The 20,202-nt window shown below is 62.8% G+C and carries 18 protein-coding genes; 17 read left to right on the top strand and 1 reads right to left on the bottom strand.

Annotation, left to right across the window (positions count from 1 at the left end; translation table 11 throughout):
• Window positions 1-4 precede the first annotated feature (4 nt).
• The 3 genes from H8S62_RS10220 (at window position 5) to H8S62_RS10210 (ending at window position 2,798) form a co-directional block, all read left to right on the top strand.
• Window positions 5-496, top strand: coding sequence for an RNA polymerase sigma factor (locus tag H8S62_RS10220; protein ID WP_155149978.1), 492 nt, complete (start codon window positions 5-7; stop codon window positions 494-496).
• The gene (locus H8S62_RS10215) at window positions 477-1,916 is read left to right on the top strand and encodes a hypothetical protein (protein WP_186919189.1); all 1,440 of its coding nucleotides are present in this window, start codon (window positions 477-479) and stop codon (window positions 1,914-1,916) included. Before H8S62_RS10220 ends, H8S62_RS10215 begins: the two co-directional genes overlap by 20 nt.
• A gap of 114 nt (window positions 1,917-2,030) precedes the next feature.
• Window positions 2,031-2,798, top strand: a complete 768-nt coding sequence (locus H8S62_RS10210) for an EFR1 family ferrodoxin (RefSeq protein WP_341481043.1) — start codon at window positions 2,031-2,033, stop codon at window positions 2,796-2,798.
• Between the two features lie 56 nt (window positions 2,799-2,854).
• Here the strand turns inward: H8S62_RS10210 and H8S62_RS10205 are convergent, their stop codons facing one another.
• A complete protein-coding gene (locus H8S62_RS10205; protein ID WP_155149982.1) occupies window positions 2,855-3,283 on the bottom strand; it encodes a DUF3795 domain-containing protein in 429 nt (142 codons plus the stop codon).
• A gap of 275 nt (window positions 3,284-3,558) precedes the next feature.
• Here H8S62_RS10205 and H8S62_RS10200 point away from each other — a divergent pair, with 275 nt between their 5' ends.
• From H8S62_RS10200 to H8S62_RS10135, 14 genes are all read left to right on the top strand, one after another.
• Window positions 3,559-4,710, top strand: coding sequence for a TerD family protein (locus H8S62_RS10200; RefSeq protein WP_173023519.1), 1,152 nt, complete (start codon window positions 3,559-3,561; stop codon window positions 4,708-4,710).
• A gap of 24 nt (window positions 4,711-4,734) precedes the next feature.
• Window positions 4,735-5,577 carry an AIM24 family protein gene (locus H8S62_RS10195; RefSeq protein WP_155149986.1) on the top strand — a complete coding sequence of 281 codons (843 nt, stop codon included), beginning with the start codon at window positions 4,735-4,737 and terminating at the stop codon, window positions 5,575-5,577.
• A gap of 16 nt (window positions 5,578-5,593) precedes the next feature.
• Window positions 5,594-7,915, top strand: coding sequence for a YceG family protein (locus H8S62_RS10190; RefSeq protein WP_186919188.1), 2,322 nt, complete (start codon window positions 5,594-5,596; stop codon window positions 7,913-7,915).
• Window positions 7,916-7,954: 39 nt separating this feature from the next.
• The gene (locus H8S62_RS10185) at window positions 7,955-9,085 is read left to right on the top strand and encodes a toxic anion resistance protein (protein ID WP_186919186.1); all 1,131 of its coding nucleotides are present in this window, start codon (window positions 7,955-7,957) and stop codon (window positions 9,083-9,085) included.
• A gap of 65 nt (window positions 9,086-9,150) precedes the next feature.
• Complete coding sequence (locus H8S62_RS10180) at window positions 9,151-9,729, top strand: TerD family protein (protein WP_155149992.1); 579 nt, start codon at window positions 9,151-9,153, stop codon at window positions 9,727-9,729.
• A 29-nt stretch (window positions 9,730-9,758) separates the two neighbouring features.
• Complete coding sequence (locus H8S62_RS10175; RefSeq protein ID WP_155149994.1) at window positions 9,759-10,367, top strand: TerD family protein; 609 nt, start codon at window positions 9,759-9,761, stop codon at window positions 10,365-10,367.
• Between the two features lie 15 nt (window positions 10,368-10,382).
• Complete coding sequence (locus H8S62_RS10170; protein WP_155149996.1) at window positions 10,383-10,955, top strand: TerD family protein; 573 nt, start codon at window positions 10,383-10,385, stop codon at window positions 10,953-10,955.
• Between the two features lie 81 nt (window positions 10,956-11,036).
• Window positions 11,037-12,173 (top strand): HpcH/HpaI aldolase/citrate lyase family protein, encoded by a 1,137-nt coding sequence (locus H8S62_RS10165; protein WP_186919184.1) that lies wholly within the window; start codon window positions 11,037-11,039, stop codon window positions 12,171-12,173.
• A 2-nt stretch (window positions 12,174-12,175) separates the two neighbouring features.
• Window positions 12,176-13,414, top strand: coding sequence for a phosphoribosyltransferase domain-containing protein (locus tag H8S62_RS10160; RefSeq protein WP_173023737.1), 1,239 nt, complete (start codon window positions 12,176-12,178; stop codon window positions 13,412-13,414).
• The gene (locus tag H8S62_RS10155) at window positions 13,402-14,523 is read left to right on the top strand and encodes a cysteine protease StiP family protein (RefSeq protein ID WP_155150002.1); all 1,122 of its coding nucleotides are present in this window, start codon (window positions 13,402-13,404) and stop codon (window positions 14,521-14,523) included. The genes H8S62_RS10160 and H8S62_RS10155 overlap by 13 nt, the downstream gene beginning before the upstream one ends.
• Window positions 14,520-15,290, top strand: coding sequence for an HAD family hydrolase (locus H8S62_RS10150; protein WP_186919182.1), 771 nt, complete (start codon window positions 14,520-14,522; stop codon window positions 15,288-15,290). The genes H8S62_RS10155 and H8S62_RS10150 overlap by 4 nt, the downstream gene beginning before the upstream one ends.
• Window position 15,291: 1 nt before the next feature.
• Window positions 15,292-18,012 carry a calcium-translocating P-type ATPase, PMCA-type gene (locus H8S62_RS10145; RefSeq protein WP_186919181.1) on the top strand — a complete coding sequence of 907 codons (2,721 nt, stop codon included), beginning with the start codon at window positions 15,292-15,294 and terminating at the stop codon, window positions 18,010-18,012.
• 14 nt (window positions 18,013-18,026) lie between these two features.
• Window positions 18,027-19,433 carry a VWA domain-containing protein gene (locus tag H8S62_RS10140; RefSeq protein WP_186919179.1) on the top strand — a complete coding sequence of 469 codons (1,407 nt, stop codon included), beginning with the start codon at window positions 18,027-18,029 and terminating at the stop codon, window positions 19,431-19,433.
• Between the two features lie 350 nt (window positions 19,434-19,783).
• Window positions 19,784-20,191, top strand: coding sequence for a copper amine oxidase N-terminal domain-containing protein (locus H8S62_RS10135; RefSeq protein WP_155150011.1), 408 nt, complete (start codon window positions 19,784-19,786; stop codon window positions 20,189-20,191).
• Window positions 20,192-20,202 lie beyond the last annotated feature (11 nt).

The raw sequence follows: 20,202 nt of genomic DNA, 5'->3' as shown, positions 1-20,202 counted from the left end.
GGCTATGGACGGCGACGGCACGCTGGAGCAGGTCATCCGGCAGTACGCACCCTCGGTCTACCGCCTGGCCTACGCCCGCACGGGCAGCCGGTGCGACGCGGAGGATGTGATGCAGGAGGTCTTTCTCCGTCTGGTGAAAGCCGCGCCGGTTTTCCGGGAGGAGGAGCACCGAAAGGCGTGGCTTCTGCGGGTGACGGTGAACTGCGCCAACGACCTGTTCCGATCCCTCCGCTCCCGCCGGACCGAGCCGCTGGACGAGCGTCTCAGCGCGCCCCCCGCTCCCGAGCCGGGCGGCGTGCTGGAGCAGGTGCTCTCCCTGCCCTTCAAATACCGCGTCCCCATCCACCTGTTCTATTATGAGGATATGAGCGTCGCAGAAATCGCCGCGGCCACAGGCCGGAGCGAGTCCGCCGTGAAGCAGCAGCTCTCCCGGGGCAGAACCATGCTGCGGGAGGCTTTGAAAGGAGATACGCCCCATGTTCAGTCAGGAATATAAGCGGGAACTGTCCGCACTCGGCCCGGACGAGGCCCAAATGGACCGTCTCCTGGCTGCGGTTCGCCCCGCCTCCGCCGCCCGGAGGCGAAGCCCCCGCCTCTGCCTGACCCGCCGGGCCGCGGTGGTTATGGCGGTCTGCGCCCTCCTCACCGCGGCGGCCCTGGCCGTGGGGCCCACCCTCTGGGCCATTGTCCAGGGGGATTTGGGCCCGAAGGCACCCTACGCCACCGAGGTTCTGGCCTCCTGCGAGGACCAGGGCATCCGCATTGAGGCCGTGGCCGCCCTGGCGGACAGCCGGGTGACCCGGCTCTACTTCACCATGCAGGACTTGACCGGGGATCGGCTCAAGGAGGACACCGACTGGGACCTGATGCTCTCCCTGGACACGGGGGATGGCTTCAGCTGGGGCAACGGCGGCAAGGGCGAGCAGGTCCTCTCCTACGACAGCGAGACTAAGACCGCGGCCATGGTCTTCAGCCGCGGCACCGACGAGCTGAGCACCGATATTCCCACCCGGGCCAAATTGGACATGAGCTGGCTGACTCCCGGCCGGCGTTCGGCCAGCCTTACCCTGGACGGAGAGGAGGTTCCCTCCCTCACGCTGGAGAGCGCCGTCACAGCGGCGGGCCGCACCGTCCTGCTGCCCGATCAGAATCCCCTTCCGCTGCATCGCCGTGTCGGTCCGCAGGTCCCCGGTCAGGTCATCCAGACCGAGGCGGTCACGGAGGTATCCATCTCTTCCATGGGCTTCGCCGCCGACGGGAAATACCACATCCGCTTCCGGCAGGACCCGGATATCTCCCCTGCCTATGCCTCAGAATATGCCGGACAGCCCCTCTTCAACGTGCGCTATTACCTGCACGACCCTGAGGAGCCCGACCACTGGCCCAGCCAGGAGATGGACGATGTGGAATATACCCAGGTGGAGGACGGCTGGGACTTCTGCCTGCCCAGCCTCACCCCCGATACCCTCCCCTATCTTCGTCTTATCGTCCCGAGCGCCAATTACTCAGTGGCCGGGGGCCGGGTTGAGGGGAAGTGGGAGCTGACCGTCCCTGTGGAGGCCGTGGAGCAGCGTACTGCCACACCGGAGGAGCCTGTTGTTCTCCCCTTTGTCTTTCACGGTGAGACCCCCTTCCAGCGCAGATTCGATACGCAGATCGAAAGCGTCATCGTCTCTCCCCTGAGCGTGGTGGTCAACTGCGTCACCCCCGAGGGCCAGGAGGAGCCCTGCCAGCTGGCCGGCGAGGAGACCTCCCTCACCGTCGCCCTCTCCGATGGCATGGTCCTTACCCCTGCCTACTACAGCGACGTTTGGAGCCAGCGAGTGGGCTGGATTATGTGGGAGTTCGACGCGTCCATCGAGCCGGACGCGGTGGCCTCCGTCACCATTGAGGGCCATACCGTCCCCTTCCCATAAACCGGGCGCAGTCCCCCGCTCCGCCCTCTTTTCAGCAACTTTTAATGCGGATTAAATGTCCCCGCGCCCCTGCCGGTGGTAAAATGAGGCCACAAAGAGCAAAGGAGCGTGTTCATGATGCTGGGACTCTATTTCAGCGGGACGGGCAACACCAAATACTGTACGGAGCGATTCGTGCACCGGCTGGACAGCGCCGGTACATGCCTGGCGATGGAGTCCATCGGCACCGCCGCGGCCATTTTGTCCCATGAGGACATCGTGCTGGCCTATCCGGTCTATTTCAGCAATCTCCCCAAGCTGGTGCAGGACTTTCTGCGGGAGAACGGCCCCCTCTTCGCCCGCAAGCGGGTGTTCATCCTCGCCACCATGGGGCTGTTCAGCGGCGACGGGGCGGGCTGCGCGGCAAGGCTGCTCAAGCAGTACGGCGCGGTGATCACCGGCGGGCTCCACGTCCAGATGCCCGACTCCATCGCCGATGAGAAAGCCCTCAAGCGCAATCGGGAACAGGAGATGCAGCTCGTCCGCAAAGCCGGAGAGAAGCTTGACGCCGCCGCCCGGCAGTTTGCGGCGGGCAAGCCCCCCCAGGACGGCCTGGGTGCGGCGTCCCATACGGCGGGCCTGCTGGGTCAGCGCCTCTGGTTCTCCCAGAAGACGCGGGACTACTCCAGCCAGTTGAAAATTGACCGGGCCAAGTGCGTCAACTGCGGCCTGTGCACCAGCCTCTGCCCCATGTCCAACCTGCCCGCCACGCCGGAGGGGCCCCATCCCATGGGCCGCTGCACCATGTGCTACCGCTGTATCAACTCTTGCCCCGGACAGGCTATCACCCTGCTGGGCAAGCAGGTTGTCCGGCAGTACTCCCTAACGGATCTGCTGCCGTAAGCATCAGCCCCGGTGGAAACCGCCAGCTCTGGCGGTCCCCACCGGGGCTTTTTTCTTTATTCCTCCTGCGCCGGCTCCGCACCCAGCCGGCATTCGCTGCACTCGGAATCGTGGAGGGAGACAATTCCGCCGCATGCCGGGCAGGTATATCTTTTTTTCTGCCGCTCCATAAACGCCTCCAGCCCGTCTTGCCGGACGCACAGGCTGTTTTCAATCAGGCTTGCCCCGTAGCGGGTGCGGTAGCTCCTGTCCAGGGCTTTCACCTGTCTGCAGGGAAAGTCCGGGCACTCGTGACAATAGGTGAGCCCGCGCCCTGCGGCGCAGTCCCGAATCCTGCATTTCCGGCAGTGCTCCGGCTTGCCCTCCCCGCCGGCCAGGCAGCCCGCGCAGGGTCTCTTGTGACAGCAGTGCTTATAGCATACCATGCAGTTCATGCCGCAGGAGGCAAACATCAGGGGCGCTATCCCGCCGTCCGGCATTTTCATCGCTTTTCCCCCCTCCGTTCAGGATGATTACAAGGAGAGCATACCACGCCTCAGCATACGGCGCAAGCGCTGCGTTCGTGGAAAGCGAAAACGTCTTTCCCGGGGGAGTAGCAGGGCAAACACCCGGCCTTTTAATTTTAAGGTAAAATTAATTGCAATTGTCGAAAAAGAACAGTATGATAGGAAGTATAGAATCAGTTGTAAAAATCTCGTTTTCTTGTGTAACGAAACCGGCATCCCGGACCGATATATGTTTGAAGGAGGCTGATTTCCGGATGGAGCTTCAAAAGGGACAGAAGTTGAAAATGACCGACCTGACGGACGCCCGGCAGGTTCAGATTCGGGTATCGGTGCGCATGAACAGCGGCGAAGCCGACTGCACCTGCTTTGGTGTGGACGCGGCAGGCAAGCTATCAGACGATCGGTACTTTATTTTTTATAATCAGGCCGCGTCACCCGAGGGCGCAATCACCATGCAGGCGGGGACCGACGGCACGGTTTTCAGCCTGGATCTCTCCCGTATGCCGGATAAGATTCAAAAGCTGGTCGTTACCGTGGCCGCCGACGGCGCGGCCATGTGCGATATCGCCGGCGGCGTCATCTCTCTCAGCGGCGGCGGAAACAGCGCCGATTACCGCTTCTCCGGCGAGGGCTTCGTCCAGGAGAAGGCGCTCATCCTCTGCGAGCTCTACCGAAAGGACGGCATCTGGCGCTACAATGTCGTCGCCAGCGGCTTCAACGGCGGGCTCGACGCCCTCCTGGCCCATTTCGGCGGCGAGGCCGCTCAGCCCGCCACCGCTCCCGTACCTCCGGCGCCGAAGCCTGCGCCCGAACCCCCCAAGGTCAACCTGAGCAAAATCAGTCTCAAGAAGAGCGGCGACAGCCACAAGATCGACCTTTCCAAAAACAGCGGTGAAATCCACGTCAACCTCAACTGGAATTCCGGGCGCAAGAAGCTCTTCGGCGGCGGCGGGGCCGTGGATTTGGACCTTGCCTGCATGTACCGCCTCAGGAGCGGAGAGCAGGGGGTCATCCAGGCCCTGGGCAACTCCTTCGGCAGCGCCACGGGCCTCCCCTTCATCCTGCTGGATCAGGACGACCGCTCAGGGGCCAGTGTGGGCGGGGAGAATATGTTCTTCAAGCGCCCGGAGCTCATCGACTTCGCCGTGGTATTCGCCTATATCTACGAGGGCGTGCCCAACTGGCGGGGCACCGACGCCACCGTGGTGCTCCAGCAGAAGGGTTCGCCTGACATTGAGATCCGCATCGACAATCCGGACAGCCGGGACCGCTTCTGCGTGCTGGCCAGCCTCTCGGGAAAGAGCGGCTCCCTGGAGGTCAGGCGTGAGGACAGGTTCTTTGCCGGCCACCGGGAGGTGGATAAGCATTACCACTTTGGGTTCCGCTGGGTGGCCGGACGAAAGTAAACGGAAGAGAAGGAGGCGGTCGCTATGCGCAGTGCGGTCGGGACCAGGGAGAACATCAGAATCATCGACTCAGCCGAGAGCGGCGGTGTCAAAATCGAGGTCATGGAATACCAGAAGCTGCTGGGCTCCACCAACACCAGCGCGGCCATGGATCTCTACTTTATGGAGAAGCAGAATATGCGCGCCCGCCAGGTGGCGGTGTATATCAACAACGATATGGTGACGGTGGAGCCGGGGGCCATGAGCTATTTTCAGGGGAACCTGGAGATGGTCTCCGGCGTGAACGCGGGCAACGCCCTCGGCCGCCTTTTCTCCGGCGCTGTCACGGGTGAGGCTATGGCCCAGCCCGAGTACCGGGGCACCGGTATGCTGGTGCTGGAGCCCTCCTTCAACCACTTTCTGGTTCTCCAGCTGGACAGGGAAGAGATCATCGTGGACAAGGGGATGTTCTACTGTGCCCAGGGCGGCGTGACCGTCAAGGCCGTGGCCCAGCGCAATATTTCCTCCGCTCTGGCCGGCGGCGAGGGGCTTTTCCAGATCTCCCTGTCCGGCTCCGGACTGGTGGTGCTGGAGTGTCCCGTCCCCTCCTGCGAGATCGATATTATAGAGCTGAATAACGATGTGCTCCGGGTGGACGGCAACTTTGCCGTGCTGCGCTCCGCCTCCCTTCAGTTCACTGTGGAGCGCTCCGCCAAAAGCCTGTTAGGCTCCGCCGTCAGCGGAGAGGGTCTGGTCAACGTCTACCGGGGTACCGGAAGCGTGTGGCTGGCCCCTACTATCAAGGTCTACAGCACCATCAACACCGCCCGCATGATGGGCGCCACCAGCACCAAGGGGCTGAATATGAACACCAGCAACAGCCGTTAAGAGGAGCTTATACGCTATGACGGGCATTGACCGTATGGAGAATTGCTTCCTGCCGCTGAATCAGCGCGCACCGTCCTCCCCCAGCTTTCTGCGCGTCATCGGGCGGGACGGGCAGGGCAGGACCACAGCCCTCCTGCAAAAATTTTATCAGTTGACCAAAAACGGCGGCTTATACCTGCCCAGCGGTATCGCCAACCCCACGGAACCGGAGACCACCCGCTTTTTTGAGGCGGTGGGCGCGCAGTTCTTCCCGGAGCGGGCGCTGGTTGAGCGGCACATGACCGTATGGCTGGGGCAGCTGCGCCCCGCTCAGCGGCAGGCGCTGGCCCAGGCCGTTATGGACGCGCTCTCCGTCCTGAAGGCACAGGGTGCCAACGACAACATCATTAAAAACGCCTACATCAAGTTTATGTGCTGGTTCCGCTCCCTGCTGGGGCACGTGCTCATGGGAATTGGGAAGGCCTCGCCGCCCAAGGTGCTTTTTGAGGGGAATATCACCAAATATGAGGTTTTGCTTCTCCATCTGCTGCACCGGGCGGGCTGCGACGTATGGTACGTGAACTTTGCCTCCGAGGAGTCCTACAAAAAAGCCGACCCCACGCTGGCCTTTTCCCAACTGGTGCAGGGCGACGTTTTTTCGCCCCCCAGCCCCCACTTTGCCGCCAGTCCCGCCGGCTCGCCGGCACCGGCGCAGCGCCCTGCATCCGCTTCCGCCAGGCCCGCGCCGCCCCCCAGACCCTCGCCTCTCCCGCCCCCGCCCTGGACGGGGCTGGACGACGCGGTCTCCCTCAACGCCTGGGTGGGGGACAATCCGGTGTGGGATGCGGTGCTTCTTCCCTGCGACCAGCGCGCATTGGGACCCAAGCCCAAGCTCTGCGCTCTGTTCGCGGCCGTTTTCGGCGCGGATGAGCGCAGCGAGTACCGCAACCGCCTCTTCCGCCTCAAGCGGGCCCTGGACGCCTCCGGCAAGGTATGGCGGCTCCTGGAGCAGAAGCCACCCGCCCCCACCGCTGCGGAGACGGCCCCCTTCCTGTCCGTGGACAAGAGCGCGCCCCGCGGGGCGCTGATCCGGGCCCTGGCCGACCGGCTGACTCCAAACTGCGGAAAGGTCCAGGCGCTGCTGCTTCAGCGGGCTTTCGCCCTGGCGATGGAACGAAGCCCGGAGCAGGACAGTGTGCGGCTTTTCAACCGCGGCGTGCGGCTGGCCTGCTGGCTGCGCCGGTACGCGGAGGTTCTCTTTGAGGGCTACCGGGCGGAGCGTCAGCCGGCCCTGGTCTTTTACGGAACCGCCGCCGAGTCGGAGATCACCTTTCTCTGGGCCATGGCCCAGGCAGGTGTGGACGTGCTGTGTTTCTGTCCCGAGAGGGATGCGCGCAAGGCCTTTGCCGGGCACTATCTGCCGCCCCTCTGGCTGGAATGCTGCTTCGAGGGCTCCCTGCCCTCCGAGCCCTTCCCCCAGCGGGAAGAGCGCGTGCGGGCGGGGACGACGGCCTACAACGCCTCCAGGGAACTCGATCAGCTTCTCTACAGCGATACCGGCATGTTTCGGGACAGACAATTTGCCCGCAGCCAGCCGGTCACGCTCAAAACCACCTATGACGAGGTGGAGCAGCTCTGGAAAGAGGAGGCCCAGTACCGCCCCTCCTTCAAGACCGAGGGCGGCGTGGTGTATGTGCCCAACCTCTTCTCCAAGGTCTGCGGCGTGGACAAGGGGGATTTGGCGCTCTACTGGGACCGCATCCGGGCGATGGTGACGGAGGAGACCTATCTGGTCACCTCCCTGCCCTTCCTCAAGCTGAGCGGCCCGTCCATGAGCGCCCCGCAGGCCCGCGCCTTCCTCCACAGCGGGCGCCTGGACCCCAAGGCATTGAAGGCCTCCCAGTTCTACCGCTACGGCTACCTTCCGGACGACACCCAGGACTATATGCTGGAAAAAATCCAAGCGCTTATGGACTACGACCTCATTACAGGCGGGGGCGACTTGACCGCCACAATGCTGTCGGTGCTCACGAATCTGGACAAGGAGCTTCTGCGGCTGCTGCAGAATTTTGACTTTACCCGGACCATTCCCAAGTTCCTGGTGGTGGATGTGACTGAGACGCTCTTCTCCCTGGAGGAATGCATCCTGCTGGCGTTTCTCAATCTGGTGGGCTTCGACATCGCGGTCTTCACGCCCACGGGATACCGGAATCTGGAGTCCCACCTCCGTCCGGACAGCTTCGACACGCTGACCGCCGGGGAATTCCTGTTCGATCTCACCGTTCCCGACCTGCGCAGCAGGCGGGCCGGAGAATCCGGGGGCTGGCTGGGACGCCTGTTCGGCGCCGGCCGCCCCTGACCCTTCCGCCCATACGCTTTATCAATAAGGAGGTATCCTATGGCCCTGCAATACACCCCCCGCCAGGACGAAATCCGTCAGGCGCCCGCCCCCATGCTGGAGGAGCCCCAGCCCTTCGACGTTGCCGCCCAGCGTCAGGAGATGAACCAGACCCTGGTCGGCTCCGCCGAGGTCGACGCGCTGGTCAGCCAGATCTGCGTCAACGATCCCCAGACCATCGTCTCCTTCGGCGGCGAGGTGGCGGGCGAGATCGCCAAGTGCTCCGACACCATTTTAAACAGTATTAATATGAGCCAGGTGAACGACTCCGGCGCGCTGCTGAATACCCTGGGCCGCATTATGGACAAGTTCGACATTGAGGAGATCGCCGCCGACGAGCGCAAGGGCGTGCTGGGCAGGCTCTTCGGCAACCTCCAAAAACAGCTTGATCAGATTTTAGCCAAATACCACACCATGGGTGAAGAGGTGGACAAAATCTACATTGAGCTCAAGAAGTATGAGGTGGAGATCGGGGAGTCCAACAAGAAGCTCCAGGCCATCTATGACGCCAATGTGAGGTTCTATCAGGATCTGGTCAAATACATCCTGGCCGGAGAGCAGGGCTTGGCCGAGATGGACGCTTACCTCGCCCAGATGCAGAGCGACCTGGCCCAAAACCCGGGCGACACCATGCTTCAGCTCGACTACGGCGCCATGCAGCAGGCCCGCACCATCCTCGACCAGCGGGTGATGGATCTGCGGATTGCGGAGAATGTGGCAATGCAGTCCATCCCCATGATCCAGTCCATGCAGTTCAGCAATTTAAATCTGATCCGCAAGATCAACTCCGCCTTTATCATCACCCTGCCGGTCTTCAAGCAGGCCCTGACCCAGGCGGTGCTCCTCAAGCGGCAGAAAATCCAGGCCCAGGCCATGGAGGCCCTGGACCAGCGCACCAACGAGATGCTGCTCAAAAACGCGAAGAACACCGCCGACCAGACCAAGCTGACGGCGCAGCTCGCCTCCTCCAGCTCCATCAAGATAGAGACGCTGGAGCAGACCTGGAAGACCATCGTCTCCGGCATTGAGGAGACTCAGAAGATCCAGTCCGACGCCGCCGTGAAGAGGACTGCCGACGCGGCCCGGCTCAGCGCGCTCAAGGACGATTTCCAGGCGCGGGTACATATGTAAGCGACCCCACTCCGCAGGGCGGAGATGAAATAAGGCCATAATGAATCAGAAGGAGTGTTAATCGTATGCCGATCAATCTTTCCAAGGGTCAGAAAGTCGACCTCACCAAGGGCAACGCGGGCCTGGACAAAATTCTGGCCGGTCTGGGCTGGGATACCAATAAGTATGACGGCGGTCATGAGTTCGATCTGGACGTGTCCGTCTTTATGACGGGCGAGAGCGGCAAGGTGGAGAGCGACTCCAACTTTATTTTCTATAACAACCCCCAGGACGCCGCAGCCAGCGTTATCTACGCGGGCGACAACCGCACCGGCGAGGGCGAGGGCGACGACGAGTCCGTCACCATCACCCTGAGCAAGGTGCCTTCCAGTGTGCAGAAGATCTCCTTTACCGTCACCATCCACGACGCCGAGGCCCGCAGCCAGAACTTCGGCCAGGTGTCCAACGCCTACATCCGCATCGTGGATACCGCCAAAAACGAGGAGCTGCTCCGTTTCGACCTGGGTGAGGATTATTCCATCGAGACCGCCATCGTGGTGGCCGAGCTCTACCGCCACGGGGCTGAGTGGAAGTTCGCCGCCGTCGGTTCCGGATTCCAGGGCGGGCTGGAGGCCCTCTGCCGCAATTTCGGCCTGAGTGTATAACTTATACTATAAAAGGTGGGTGTAAACCTATGGCGATTTCACTGCAAAAGGGTCAGAAAATTGATCTGACGAAAAAAGACGGCTCTCAGCTCACCAACCTGATGGTCGGCCTGGGCTGGAAGGAAGCCAAGAAGAGCGGCGGCCTGCTGGGTATGTTCAAGGCCAAGGTGGATGTGGATATCGACGCATCCGTCCTCATGCTGAACGCCAGCGGAAAGGTTCCCTCCAAGGAGGAGGTCATCTTCTTCAACCATAAGGACCACGCAACCGGGTGCGTCCACCACTGCGGCGACAATCTGGTGGGAGGCACCATGGGCGGCATGGAGGATTCTGAGCAGGTGCTGGTGGACCTCACCCGCGTACCCGCAGGCATCGACCGCATCGTATTTGTGGTCAACATCTACGACTGCGTGAACCGCAAGCAGCATTTCGGTATGGTGGAAAACGCTTACATCCGCATTGTGGACAAGGGCTCCAACGAGACGATTGCCAGCTACAATCTCACCGAGGACTACTCCGGCAAGACCTCCATGATTGTGGGCGAGATTCACCGCGAGGGCAGCGCCTGGAAATTCTCCGCCATCGGCCAGCCCGGCTATGAGCCCGGCATCAGCGATCTGGTGCGCAAATATCAATAAGAGGAGGAATACACCATGTCTATTAATCTCTCCAAGGGTCAGAAGGTGAACCTGAGCAAGGAAGCTCCCAACCTAAAGGTTGCGCTGGTGGGTCTGGGCTGGGATATCAAGCAGTACGACAGCGGCTCGGATTACGATCTTGACGCCTCCATCTTTCTGCTGGACAGCAGCGGCAAGTGTGCACACGACTCCGACTTTATTTTCTACAACAACCTCTCCTCCGGCGGCGTGACCCACTCCGGCGACAACCGCACCGGCGAGGGCGAAGGCGACGACGAGTCCGTCACCATTGAGTTTGACAAGATCCCCGCCTATGTGGAGAAGATTGCCGTCACCGTCACCATCTATGACGCAGTGGCCCGGGCCCAGAATTTCGGCCAGGTTCAAAACGCGTTTGTCCGCCTGGTGGACAAGCAGTCGGGCGCGGAGCTGCTCCGCTTCGACCTGGGCGAGGACTACTCCACCGAGACCGCCATCGTCTTTGCCGAGGTGTACCGCCACAACGGCGAGTGGAAGTTCTCCGCCGTGGGCTCCGGCTTCAACGGCGGCCTGGAGGCCCTCTGCCGTCAGTACGGCCTGAGCGTGTAATTTTTTGAAAACATACTCCCCTAACTGCCCCCGTGGAGCGGCGTACAGCGCCAGTCCACGGGGGTTGCTGAAAGAGGCTACATGAGATACTTTAACTACTTATCAGAGGGCGACCGCTCCAGCCTTTTCTCCCGCCAGAGCGAGCCCTTTTACAAAACCACCGACCGGGACGCCCTCCGCATCGCCGTGGGGGGGCTGCTGTATATTCCCGGAGTGAACCAGACCATCGCCCACATCATCATCCGCGGAAAAGTGCAGGGGCTCTCCTCCATGGCTATCTGTCTGGAGGACTCCGTGGGCGATCAGGAGCGGGAGAACGCCGTGGAGAACACCGGGCGGCAGCTCGAGCAGCTCGACCGCGCCGTGGGGGAGGGCATTCTGCCCCGTGACTGCATGCCCCTGCTCTTCGTGCGGGTGAAGGACGCGGATATGCTGGAGCGCATGGCGGACCTCTTCGTGCGCTACAGCACCGTACTCACCGGGGTCGTCCTGCCCAAGGTCTGCCGGGCGGATTTGGAGCGCTACCTGAGGCTGGTGTCCGATATCAACAGCCGTGCCAAGGACCCCTTTTACGCCATGCCCATCCTGGAATCCGCTGAGTTGATGCTCTGCGGAGACCGCGTCGGCCTCCTGAGGGAGCTCAGAGCGGTCACCGACCGCCACTATGAGCACATCCTCAATATGCGCGTAGGGGCCACCGACCTGTGCGGGCTCTATGGCATCCGCCGTGGGCCCGACACCCCCATCTACAGTGTGACGATGGTTGCAAACTGCATCGCCGATGTGGTGCGGGTGTTCGGCACGGAGGACCGCTACACGGTGAGCGGTCCGGTGTGGGAGTACTACTCCACCGCCGCCCGGGCCAGGGCCACCCAAAACTGGGGCGAGATTGAGGGGCTGATGCACGAGGTCTATCTCGACCAGCAAAACGGCGTGTGCGGCAAGACCTGCGTCCATCCCACCCAGCTTCTGCCCGTGCAGGCCGGCTATGTGGTCCCCTATGAGGTCTACCATGACGCGGTCACCGTCCTGGGCGGCGATCAGGGCCGTCTGGGGGTCCTGCCCAGCCTCCGTCAGAACAAAATGAACGAGCTCAAGCCCCACGCGCTCTGGGCGGCCAAACTCCTGCGTCAGGCCGACGTCTACGGCGTTTACCAGGAGGGCACCGACGCGCGCGGCCTGCTGCGGGCCGTCCACGACGGAGGCTGCCGGCTGTGAGGATGATTTCTTATTCTCTGGGCGATACGCTTCGTCTGCACATGGAGGTCCATGCTTCCAGATTCGGCCTGAAGCCCGAGGACCTTTTCGAGCTGGCCGTCCGGCGCAACAGCAAGCGCTCCTTCCTCTTTGTCAGCCGCGTACTGGGCAAGCACCTGCCCATCCGTCCCTCCGCCCTTCTGGCGGCGGGAAAGCTCCTCGCCCTGGCGTACCTGGGGGAGGAGGATACCTGCGGCTGGGCGGACCTGTTCCGGGGCGCCCAGCGCCCCGCGGCCGATGTGTGGGAGATGCTGGAGTGCTCCCGCCACACCGTCACGGAGGCGGACCGCACCCTATTTGTGGGCTTTGCGGAGACGGCCACGGGCCTTGCCCGGGCCGTGGCGGACTGCTTTGACGGGGAAACGGCCTACATCAGCACCACCCGGCTGGAGGTCCCCGGCCGCTCCTTCCTCACCTTTGACGAGTCCCACTCCCACGCCCGCACCCATATGCTCTACCTGAATCCGGACGATCCCTTCCTGGCGGGCTGCCGCCAGGCCGTGCTGGTGGACGACGAGCTGACCACCGGAAACACCGCCCTGCGTTTGGTGCGTCAGCTCCACAGCGCGTACGGCATCCGCCGCTTTACCCTGATGAGCCTGCTTGACAACAGCGCCGGGGACAACCGCCTGGCGCTGGAGCGGGAGCTGAACATTGAAATCCGGGCGGTCTCGCTGATCCGCGGGCGCATCTCCGGCGTGGAAGAGGGCGCCATGCCCGACGGCTGTCTGACGGATTTGCGCGGCGCAGCCGGTGCTGCCGCGCTTTTGCAGGACCGCCGCTGCGGCAATCTGTCCGACCGCTTTCTGCAGTCGGCGCAAGACTTGGCCGCCCAGCGGGCCCGGTGCCGGGAGCTGGCCGAGCGCCTTGGCCCCGCGGCTCCGGACGCCCTCTTTTTGGGCACCGGGGAGTTCATCTACGGCCCGGCTCTGACTGCGTTCTTCTGCGGAGGGGGGCGGTTCCACTCCACGACTCAGAGTCCCGTCCGTCCCCTCGCCGGCTCTGCCGTCACATGCGGAGTCTGTTTCGATCCGCCGGACCGCTACAGCGGCGCGGGCTATCTCTATAACGTGCCGGAGGAGCCGTGCAGCGCGGCGTTTGTCTTCTCCGAACGGGAGACCCTGCGTCAGGAGGGCCTCTCTCAGCTCGCGTCCTACCTGGCGTCCAGGGGCGCGGAGAAAGTGACGGTATGCGCATTATGACCACGGCTATCCCCATCCCTCCGGGCAGCTTTGACCCGGAGGACGTAACCCTGCTCCTCAAGGACGTGACCGGGCAGGTGGAGGAGCGGGACACCGCCCTCCGGGAGCGGGACATTCAGGCCGGGCGGCACTACTCCGAGGATCTGCCCATTGAGCAGGTGCCCAGCGCCGCCTATATGGCGGTCTTCGACCGCCTGATGGACAGTCAGCTCCCCCGGGTGGCCCTCTATACCGGCGCGCTCACCAGGCTGGTGCTCCAGGCGTACGAAAAACCCCTGCTGGTTTCCCTGGTGCGGGCGGGCGTGCCCTGCGGGGTGCTCATGCGCCGCTACGCCGGGCGGGAGCTGGGGGTGGATTTGCCCCATTACGGCGTAAGCATCATCCGAGGCAAGGGCTTTGACGAAAACGCCATGCGCTGCCTCCTCTCGCGCCATCCCGACCGGACACCCGTCTTTGTGGACGGCTGGACTGGCAAGGGAATGATCACCCGGCAGCTGGAGGAGTCCTGCGCACAGTTCAACGCCCGCAGCGGTGCAGGCCTCCGCCCCATACTGGCCGTGCTGGCCGACCCGGCCCACTCCTGCTCGCTCTACGCCACCCGGGAGGATTTTATCAACCCCTCCTGCTGCCTCAACAGTACGGTCTGCGGCCTCATCAGCCGCACCGTTCACAACGCCGCGCTGATTGGCCCGGACGATTTTCACGGCGTGCGGGTTTACCGGGAATTTGCGTCCATCGATCAGACGGCCCGCTATCTGGACGGCGTTTGCCGTCACTTCGCACCCCTGCGCGGGGACATCGACGCCCTGTACCGCGCCCTTCTTTCCTCGGACCGCACGCCTGACTGGCGGGGCATGGAGGCGGTGCGCCGAATTGGCGAGGCGTTCGGCATAGGGGATGTAAACCGCATCAAGCCCAGCATTGGGGAGACCACCCGGGTGCTCCTCCGCCGGGTGCCCGACCGGGTGCTTTTGCGGGAGGCCGGACATCCCGATGTGGGACATATCATCCTGCTCGCCCGCGAAAGGAATGTGCCCGTCACGGTTTACCCCGATATGCCCTACCTCTGCTGCGGTCTCATCGCGGACAAGCGGGGTGGCGCGGAATGATATTCTCCGCCGACCTTGACCGCACCCTCATTTTTTCCCAGCGGCGGCTGACGGGGGACGTCCCTGTGGTTCCCGCCGAGTACCGCCAGGGAGCGCCCGCCGGATTTATGACGCCCGGAGCGCTCTCCGCCCTGGGTCTGCTGCAAAAGCGCGCCGTGTTCCTGGTGAACACCCTGCGGGGGCTTGAGCAGGCCCGGCGGGTGGTCTTTGTACGAGACGGCGCCTGCCGCTATCTGGCCCTTCAAAACGGCCTGTACCTCTACCGGGACGGCGTGGAGGACAGAGAGTGGTCCGGTTGGGTCCGCCGAACGGTGGCGGATCTCCCCCTGGATCTCGGCGCCGGCGCGGACTGGATACAGAGAGTTCTCCCCGGAATCGAGTGCCTCTCCAAGCAGTACGAGTATTTGGCCGTCTTCTTTGTGGATGAGGAGAGATTTGACGACGCGGCCTGCGGCCAGCTCGGTTCCGAGCTGAGCCGCAAGGGCTGGGCGCTTTTCCGGCAGCGGAAAAAGCTCTACCTCTCCCCGTCTGCAATTGACAAGGGACGGGTTCTGGACCGGGTCCGGACCCTGGAGGGCGACTCCGATACCGTGGGATTCGGGGATTCCTGGTTCGACCTGCCCATGCTCCGCGCGTGCGGCACAGCTTGGTCCCTGCGCGGCTGTGAGCTGGACGGCGGGGACTGGGGCTTTCCCATCCGCTTCTCCTCGGCCCCCGGCGAAGCCGGGACCGAGGAAGTGCTACATCTAATACTAGGAGAAAGATAGAATGCTGAAAAATCATGAGATCGACGCGCTGACTGAGCAGCAGGCGGAAGAAAGCCGCAAAAAGTTCGGCAGCAATGGGCTCACACCGCCGGAGCAGAGCTCCTTCTGGAAGGAGCTCTGGGAGACCTTCCGCGGCGACGCCCTCATCCGCATCCTCACCGTGGCCCTGGTCATTACGGTGGTGTTTGCCATCATTGGCGTGGGCGACTGGCTGGAGGCGGTGGGTATCGCCATCGCGGTTATTCTGGCCACCACGGTGTCCACCTATAGCGAGTATTCCAACAATCAGCTCTTTCAGAAGCTCCAGGACGAATACTCCAAAATCCTGTGCAAGGTATTCCGCAGGCACGACGGCACGGTCAAAATCCGCGATTTGAAGATTGACGACATCGTGACCGGCGACTATGTGCTGCTCCAGGCGGGCGATAAGGTCTGCGCCGACGGCATCATCGTCAACGGCGATATCAAGGTCAACCAGGCCAGCCTGAACGGTGAGAGCGAGGACGCGAAAAAGACCGCCGTGGAGCCGGGCTACCAGTACGACGCGGAGCAAATTGATTTTCTGGACACACACAAGGTCTACCGCGGCTCCGTGGTCACCAGCGGCGAGGCCGTCATGCGGGTGGAGTGCGTGGGCGACAAGTCCCAGTTCGGCCGGCTGGCCTCGGAGCTCAAGGAGGACGACGAGCGCGAGTCCCCCCTCAAGGTTAAGCTGGGCAAGGTGGCCGATGCCATCTCCAAGTTCGGTTACATCGGCGGCACGCTCATCGCCATCGCCTTCATGATCAACTGCATTTTCTTCAATCCCACCCTCCTGCCCGGCGCGGACGTGTACTTCTCCATGCCCAACCTCATGCAGATCCTCCGGGATCTGGTATCCTCCGTCACTCTGGCAGTGGTCATTATCGTTGTGGCGGTACCCGAAGGCCTGCCCATGATGATCGCACTGGTCTCGGGCCTCAATATGAAAAAGCTCCTCAAGGACAACATTCTGATCCGGAAAATTGACGGCGCGGAGACGGCGGGCAGCCTGAACATCCTCTTCTCCGACAAGACCGGCACCATCACCAAGGGCAGCCTTCAGGTGGTGGACTTCATCTCCCCCGAGGGAAAGGATTACCAATCCTTTCCCTCTATACCCGACGCGCTGCGGGAGATGCTGCTGATCAACATCTGCGGCAATACCAACGCCATCGCCCTGGTGAGCGACGGCGTGCTCCAGGTCACCGGCGGCAACGCCACGGAACGCGCCCTCCATGAATTCGTGGGCGTGGACGGCACCCTCACCTACGAGAACTATAAGCTGGAATGTGAGGACAGCCTCATGTTCAACAGCGCCAACAAGTATTCCGCCAGCGTCCTCAGGGGCAAACTGGACCGGGCCATCATCAAGGGCGCGCCGGAAAAGCTGCTGGCCTACTGCACCTCCTACTACGGCGAGGACCTTCAGGTCCACCCCATGACCGACGAGGTGCGCGAGCAGCTGGAGCGGCACATGTCCGCCCTCTCCGAGAAGGCCATGCGCGTGCTGGCCTTCGCTACCTCCGATAACCGGATTGGCGAGCACCTTTTGCAGGACATGACCTTCGTGGGCATGGTGGGCATCCGGGACGAGCTGCGCCCGGAGGCCGTGGAGGCCATCCGCACCGCCAAGCGGGCCGGCATCCAGGTGGTCATGGTCACCGGCGACAAGAAGGAGACCGCCGCCGCCATAGCCCGCGACGCCAGGCTCATTGAGTCAGCCGACGATCTGGCCCTCACCAGCGACGATTTGGCCGCTATGTCCGACGAGGAGCTCAAATCCGCCCTGCCCCGCCTGCGGGTGGTGGCCCGGGCGCTGCCCACCGACAAGAGCCGCCTGGTCCGCGTCTCCCAGGAGATGAACCTGGTGGTGGGCATGACGGGCGACGGTGTGAACGATGCCCCCGCCCTCAAAAAGGCCGACGTGGGCTTCGCCATGGGCTCCGGTACCGAGGTCTCCAAGGAGGCCGCTGAGATCACCATCCTGGACGACAATTTCAACAGTGTGGTCAAGACCGTCCTCTACGGCCGCACCATCTACAACAACATCCGAAAGTTCATCGTCTTCCAGCTTACCATCAACATCAGCGCCGTGCTGATCGCCCTCATCGGCCCCTTTATCGGCATGGGCACGCCTCTGTCCGTCACCCAGATGCTCTGGGTCAACATCGTCATGGATACCCTGGCCGCCCTGGCCCTGGGCGGAGAGCCCGCGCTGGAGCGCTACATGGATGAAAAGCCCAAGCGCCGGGACGAGTCCATCATCAGCAAAAATATGTGGTCGTCCCTGCTCACCATGGGCATCTACCTCACCGCCGCCAGCATGGTCTTCCTCCTTCACCCCTTCTTCCGCGATCTCTTCCGCCTGGACGGCGAGATGATCTACAACGGCCACGACATCTACTTTATGACCGGCTTCTTCTGCTTCTATGTGCTCAGCGCCATGCTCAACGGCTTTAACGCCCGCACGGAGAAGATCAACATCTTCGACAACATCACGCAGAACAGGACCTTCCTGTATGTCATGGGTCTGATTGCCGTGGTTCAGGTGCTGATGACCTACATCGGCGGGCCAATTCTGCGCACCGCGCCGCTGACCCTGAGCGAGTGGGGCGTGGTTGCCCTGCTGTCCCTCATCATTCTGCCGGTGGGCACCCTGCGCAAGCTCATTTTCCCTGAGAAACTCACCTCAAACACCTAAGGGGGCATATCCCTATGGACCTTCTGCGCGGTCAAAAAGCATCCATCCGGCAGCTCTGCGGGGGCCTGGAGCTGGAGGTGGAGCTCTATCACAAAGCTCCGCTGGAGATTGACGTATCCTGCTTCGGCCTGGATGACGCAGGCCGCCTCTCGGACGAGCGCTACCTTGTTTTTTACAATCAGAAGCAGTCTCCGGGCGGCGAAGTCTCGGTCTCAAGCGGCGCAGCCAGCGGCTCCGTCCGTTTCCACCTGAGGCTGGACGCCCTGCCCCCCCAGATTGCCAAGCTCTCCTTCACCGCCTCCATTGACGGCACCCGAACCATGCGCGAGCTGGAAAAGGGCTATGCCGGCATTTTGCGGGACGGCCGGGAGGTGGCCCGCTTCTCCTACGACAGCGCCCAGTTCCATGCGGAACGGGCCATTGTGGTGTGCGAGATATACCGCAGGGGGGACGACTGGCGCTTCAACGCCGTGGGCCGGGGCTTTAACGGCGGCCTGAAGGCCCTGGTGGAGAGCTTCGGCGGCACTGTGGCCCCCCATACGCCTCCCTCTCCCTCCCGTCCGGGCCCCGCGCCCGCGCCCCCCTCTCCCCCCGGCAGCCGCGCAGGCGCACCTTCCAGCGGCCCTGCGCGTGGTTCCGCCCGGGTTTCCGGGCCCGCGCCCGTGCGAAGCATCGTCAGCGCCCTGCCCACCCACGTATGCGCCCGGATGGACGCCCTGGCCCGTCAGTGCCGGGGAGACACGGAGTACCTCGCCAGCCTTTATAAAAACATGTTTGCATCCCTGGCGGCCTATCCCAGGGTGGCGGATGTTCCAATCCAGGCGGTCGCCTGCGCCGACGCGTCAGGCTCCATGTTTGATACCTACCATAACGGACGCATTCAGCGGGCTGTGGACAAATTTTTCGCCTTTGCCAGCACCCTGTCCGACGCGGGGACCATGGACTTCTGGGCCTTCGGGGCCAAGAGCCGCCAATTCGGCGCGGTGACCATGGATAATGTGCGGGATTACACCTTCGCGGAGGCCGGCGGCTTTGAGCGGTGGATGAGCATGCTCAACTACCAGTACAACAACGAGCCGGAGGCCATGCGGGACGTCATGATGATTTACGGCGCCCTGCGCAAGCCCGTGGTGGTGCTCTTCCTCACCGACGGACGCATCCACTCCGACTGGGAGATTGAGGAGATCTTAATCAAGACCTCCCGCTTTCCCGTCTTCTGGCAGTTCATCGGCCTCCACGGCGAGGCATACGGCCTTTTGGAGCGCCTGCACGAGATCGACGGCCGCCATACCGCCAACGCGGGATTTATCAAGATGGACGATATCGACGATATCACCGACCACGCCCTCTACGGGGAGCTGCTTGCAAATGTGGATGGCTGGCTCCAAGAGATCAATGCCAAAAAGATGCTGGAGCATTGATGCGCTTCCCCTGCCGGCAGCCGGCAGGCCATTCGCAATGAGAATAAAATCAGGGGAGCGGGACATGAGTCCCGCTCCCCTGATTTTATTCTTGGCGCATCTTCACAGCCCCGATAAACGCCTGTAACAGGCGGCGGCCTCGGACGCCGAGAGTTATGCGTCATGGAGGGCAGCGTACTTGTCTGCCAGGGCGGCGTTCGCCCGCCCGCCCCTGGCCGTGCCGCCGTCAAGCGGGCTCTTTTTATTTTTTCAGCAATGCATGGAATTTTGCGTCTTCACCATCATTTCCGCCGTCCGGCTGGCATTTGCCCCTCTGATATGGTATCCTGTGGAAAAGGAGGCGTGTTTAAATGAAACTGCTCCGTTTCGCCCCGCTGGTCTGCGCGATGGCCCTGCTCCTCGCTCTGCCTGCCGGTGCCTCAGATGCGCCCGCCGTCCTGCTGGATGGGGAGCCGCTCTCCTTCGGCGTGCCGCCCACAGTGGACCGCCAGCGGGTCCTGGTCCCCTTTCGCGCCCTTTTTGAGGCTCTGGGGTACGATGTGGACTGGGACGGCCCCACCCGCTCCGTCACCGCCGCAGGCGGCGGGGGCGACGCCCTGGAAGGCACCCACTCCGTCCTCCTCCGTGAGAAGCTCTACGACCCGCTGGTGGTGGGCAACTATATTTACTACTACGGCGCCGCAGGCCTCTGCCGCACTCCCACGGCGGGCGGAGCGGAGGAGGTCGTCTACGCGCCTACGGCTGCAAATCTTTCTTAACAGCGGGACAT

The sequence above is a fragment of the Lawsonibacter faecis genome, assembly GCF_014287675.1.
In the GTDB taxonomy this organism is placed as follows: Bacteria; Bacillota; Clostridia; order Oscillospirales; family Oscillospiraceae; genus Pseudoflavonifractor; species Pseudoflavonifractor faecis.
Note: the sequence above shows the minus strand (reverse complement) of the source record. Positions and strands in the feature narration are given on the sequence as shown.

What these genes read in the sequence shown, in the direction of transcription:
- H8S62_RS10135 (WP_155150011.1), top strand. Translation starts at nt 19,784, where the DNA reads ATGAAACTGCTCCGTTTCGCCCCGCTGGTCTGCGCGATGGCCCTGCTC.
- H8S62_RS10180 (WP_155149992.1), top strand. Translation starts at nt 9,151, where the DNA reads ATGCCGATCAATCTTTCCAAGGGTCAGAAAGTCGACCTCACCAAGGGC.
- H8S62_RS10170 (WP_155149996.1), top strand. Translation starts at nt 10,383, where the DNA reads ATGTCTATTAATCTCTCCAAGGGTCAGAAGGTGAACCTGAGCAAGGAA.
- H8S62_RS10215 (WP_186919189.1), top strand. Translation starts at nt 477, where the DNA reads ATGTTCAGTCAGGAATATAAGCGGGAACTGTCCGCACTCGGCCCGGAC.
- H8S62_RS10210 (WP_341481043.1), top strand. Translation starts at nt 2,031, where the DNA reads ATGATGCTGGGACTCTATTTCAGCGGGACGGGCAACACCAAATACTGT.
- H8S62_RS10160 (WP_173023737.1), top strand. Translation starts at nt 12,176, where the DNA reads ATGATTTCTTATTCTCTGGGCGATACGCTTCGTCTGCACATGGAGGTC.
- H8S62_RS10195 (WP_155149986.1), top strand. Translation starts at nt 4,735, where the DNA reads ATGCGCAGTGCGGTCGGGACCAGGGAGAACATCAGAATCATCGACTCA.
- H8S62_RS10150 (WP_186919182.1), top strand. Translation starts at nt 14,520, where the DNA reads ATGATATTCTCCGCCGACCTTGACCGCACCCTCATTTTTTCCCAGCGG.
- H8S62_RS10175 (WP_155149994.1), top strand. Translation starts at nt 9,759, where the DNA reads ATGGCGATTTCACTGCAAAAGGGTCAGAAAATTGATCTGACGAAAAAA.
- H8S62_RS10145 (WP_186919181.1), top strand. Translation starts at nt 15,292, where the DNA reads ATGCTGAAAAATCATGAGATCGACGCGCTGACTGAGCAGCAGGCGGAA.
- H8S62_RS10165 (WP_186919184.1), top strand. Translation starts at nt 11,037, where the DNA reads ATGAGATACTTTAACTACTTATCAGAGGGCGACCGCTCCAGCCTTTTC.
- H8S62_RS10200 (WP_173023519.1), top strand. Translation starts at nt 3,559, where the DNA reads ATGGAGCTTCAAAAGGGACAGAAGTTGAAAATGACCGACCTGACGGAC.
- H8S62_RS10220 (WP_155149978.1), top strand. Translation starts at nt 5, where the DNA reads ATGGACGGCGACGGCACGCTGGAGCAGGTCATCCGGCAGTACGCACCC.
- H8S62_RS10205 (WP_155149982.1), bottom strand. Translation starts at nt 3,283, where the DNA reads ATGAAAATGCCGGACGGCGGGATAGCGCCCCTGATGTTTGCCTCCTGC.
- H8S62_RS10140 (WP_186919179.1), top strand. Translation starts at nt 18,027, where the DNA reads ATGGACCTTCTGCGCGGTCAAAAAGCATCCATCCGGCAGCTCTGCGGG.
- H8S62_RS10155 (WP_155150002.1), top strand. Translation starts at nt 13,402, where the DNA reads ATGCGCATTATGACCACGGCTATCCCCATCCCTCCGGGCAGCTTTGAC.
- H8S62_RS10185 (WP_186919186.1), top strand. Translation starts at nt 7,955, where the DNA reads ATGGCCCTGCAATACACCCCCCGCCAGGACGAAATCCGTCAGGCGCCC.
- H8S62_RS10190 (WP_186919188.1), top strand. Translation starts at nt 5,594, where the DNA reads ATGACGGGCATTGACCGTATGGAGAATTGCTTCCTGCCGCTGAATCAG.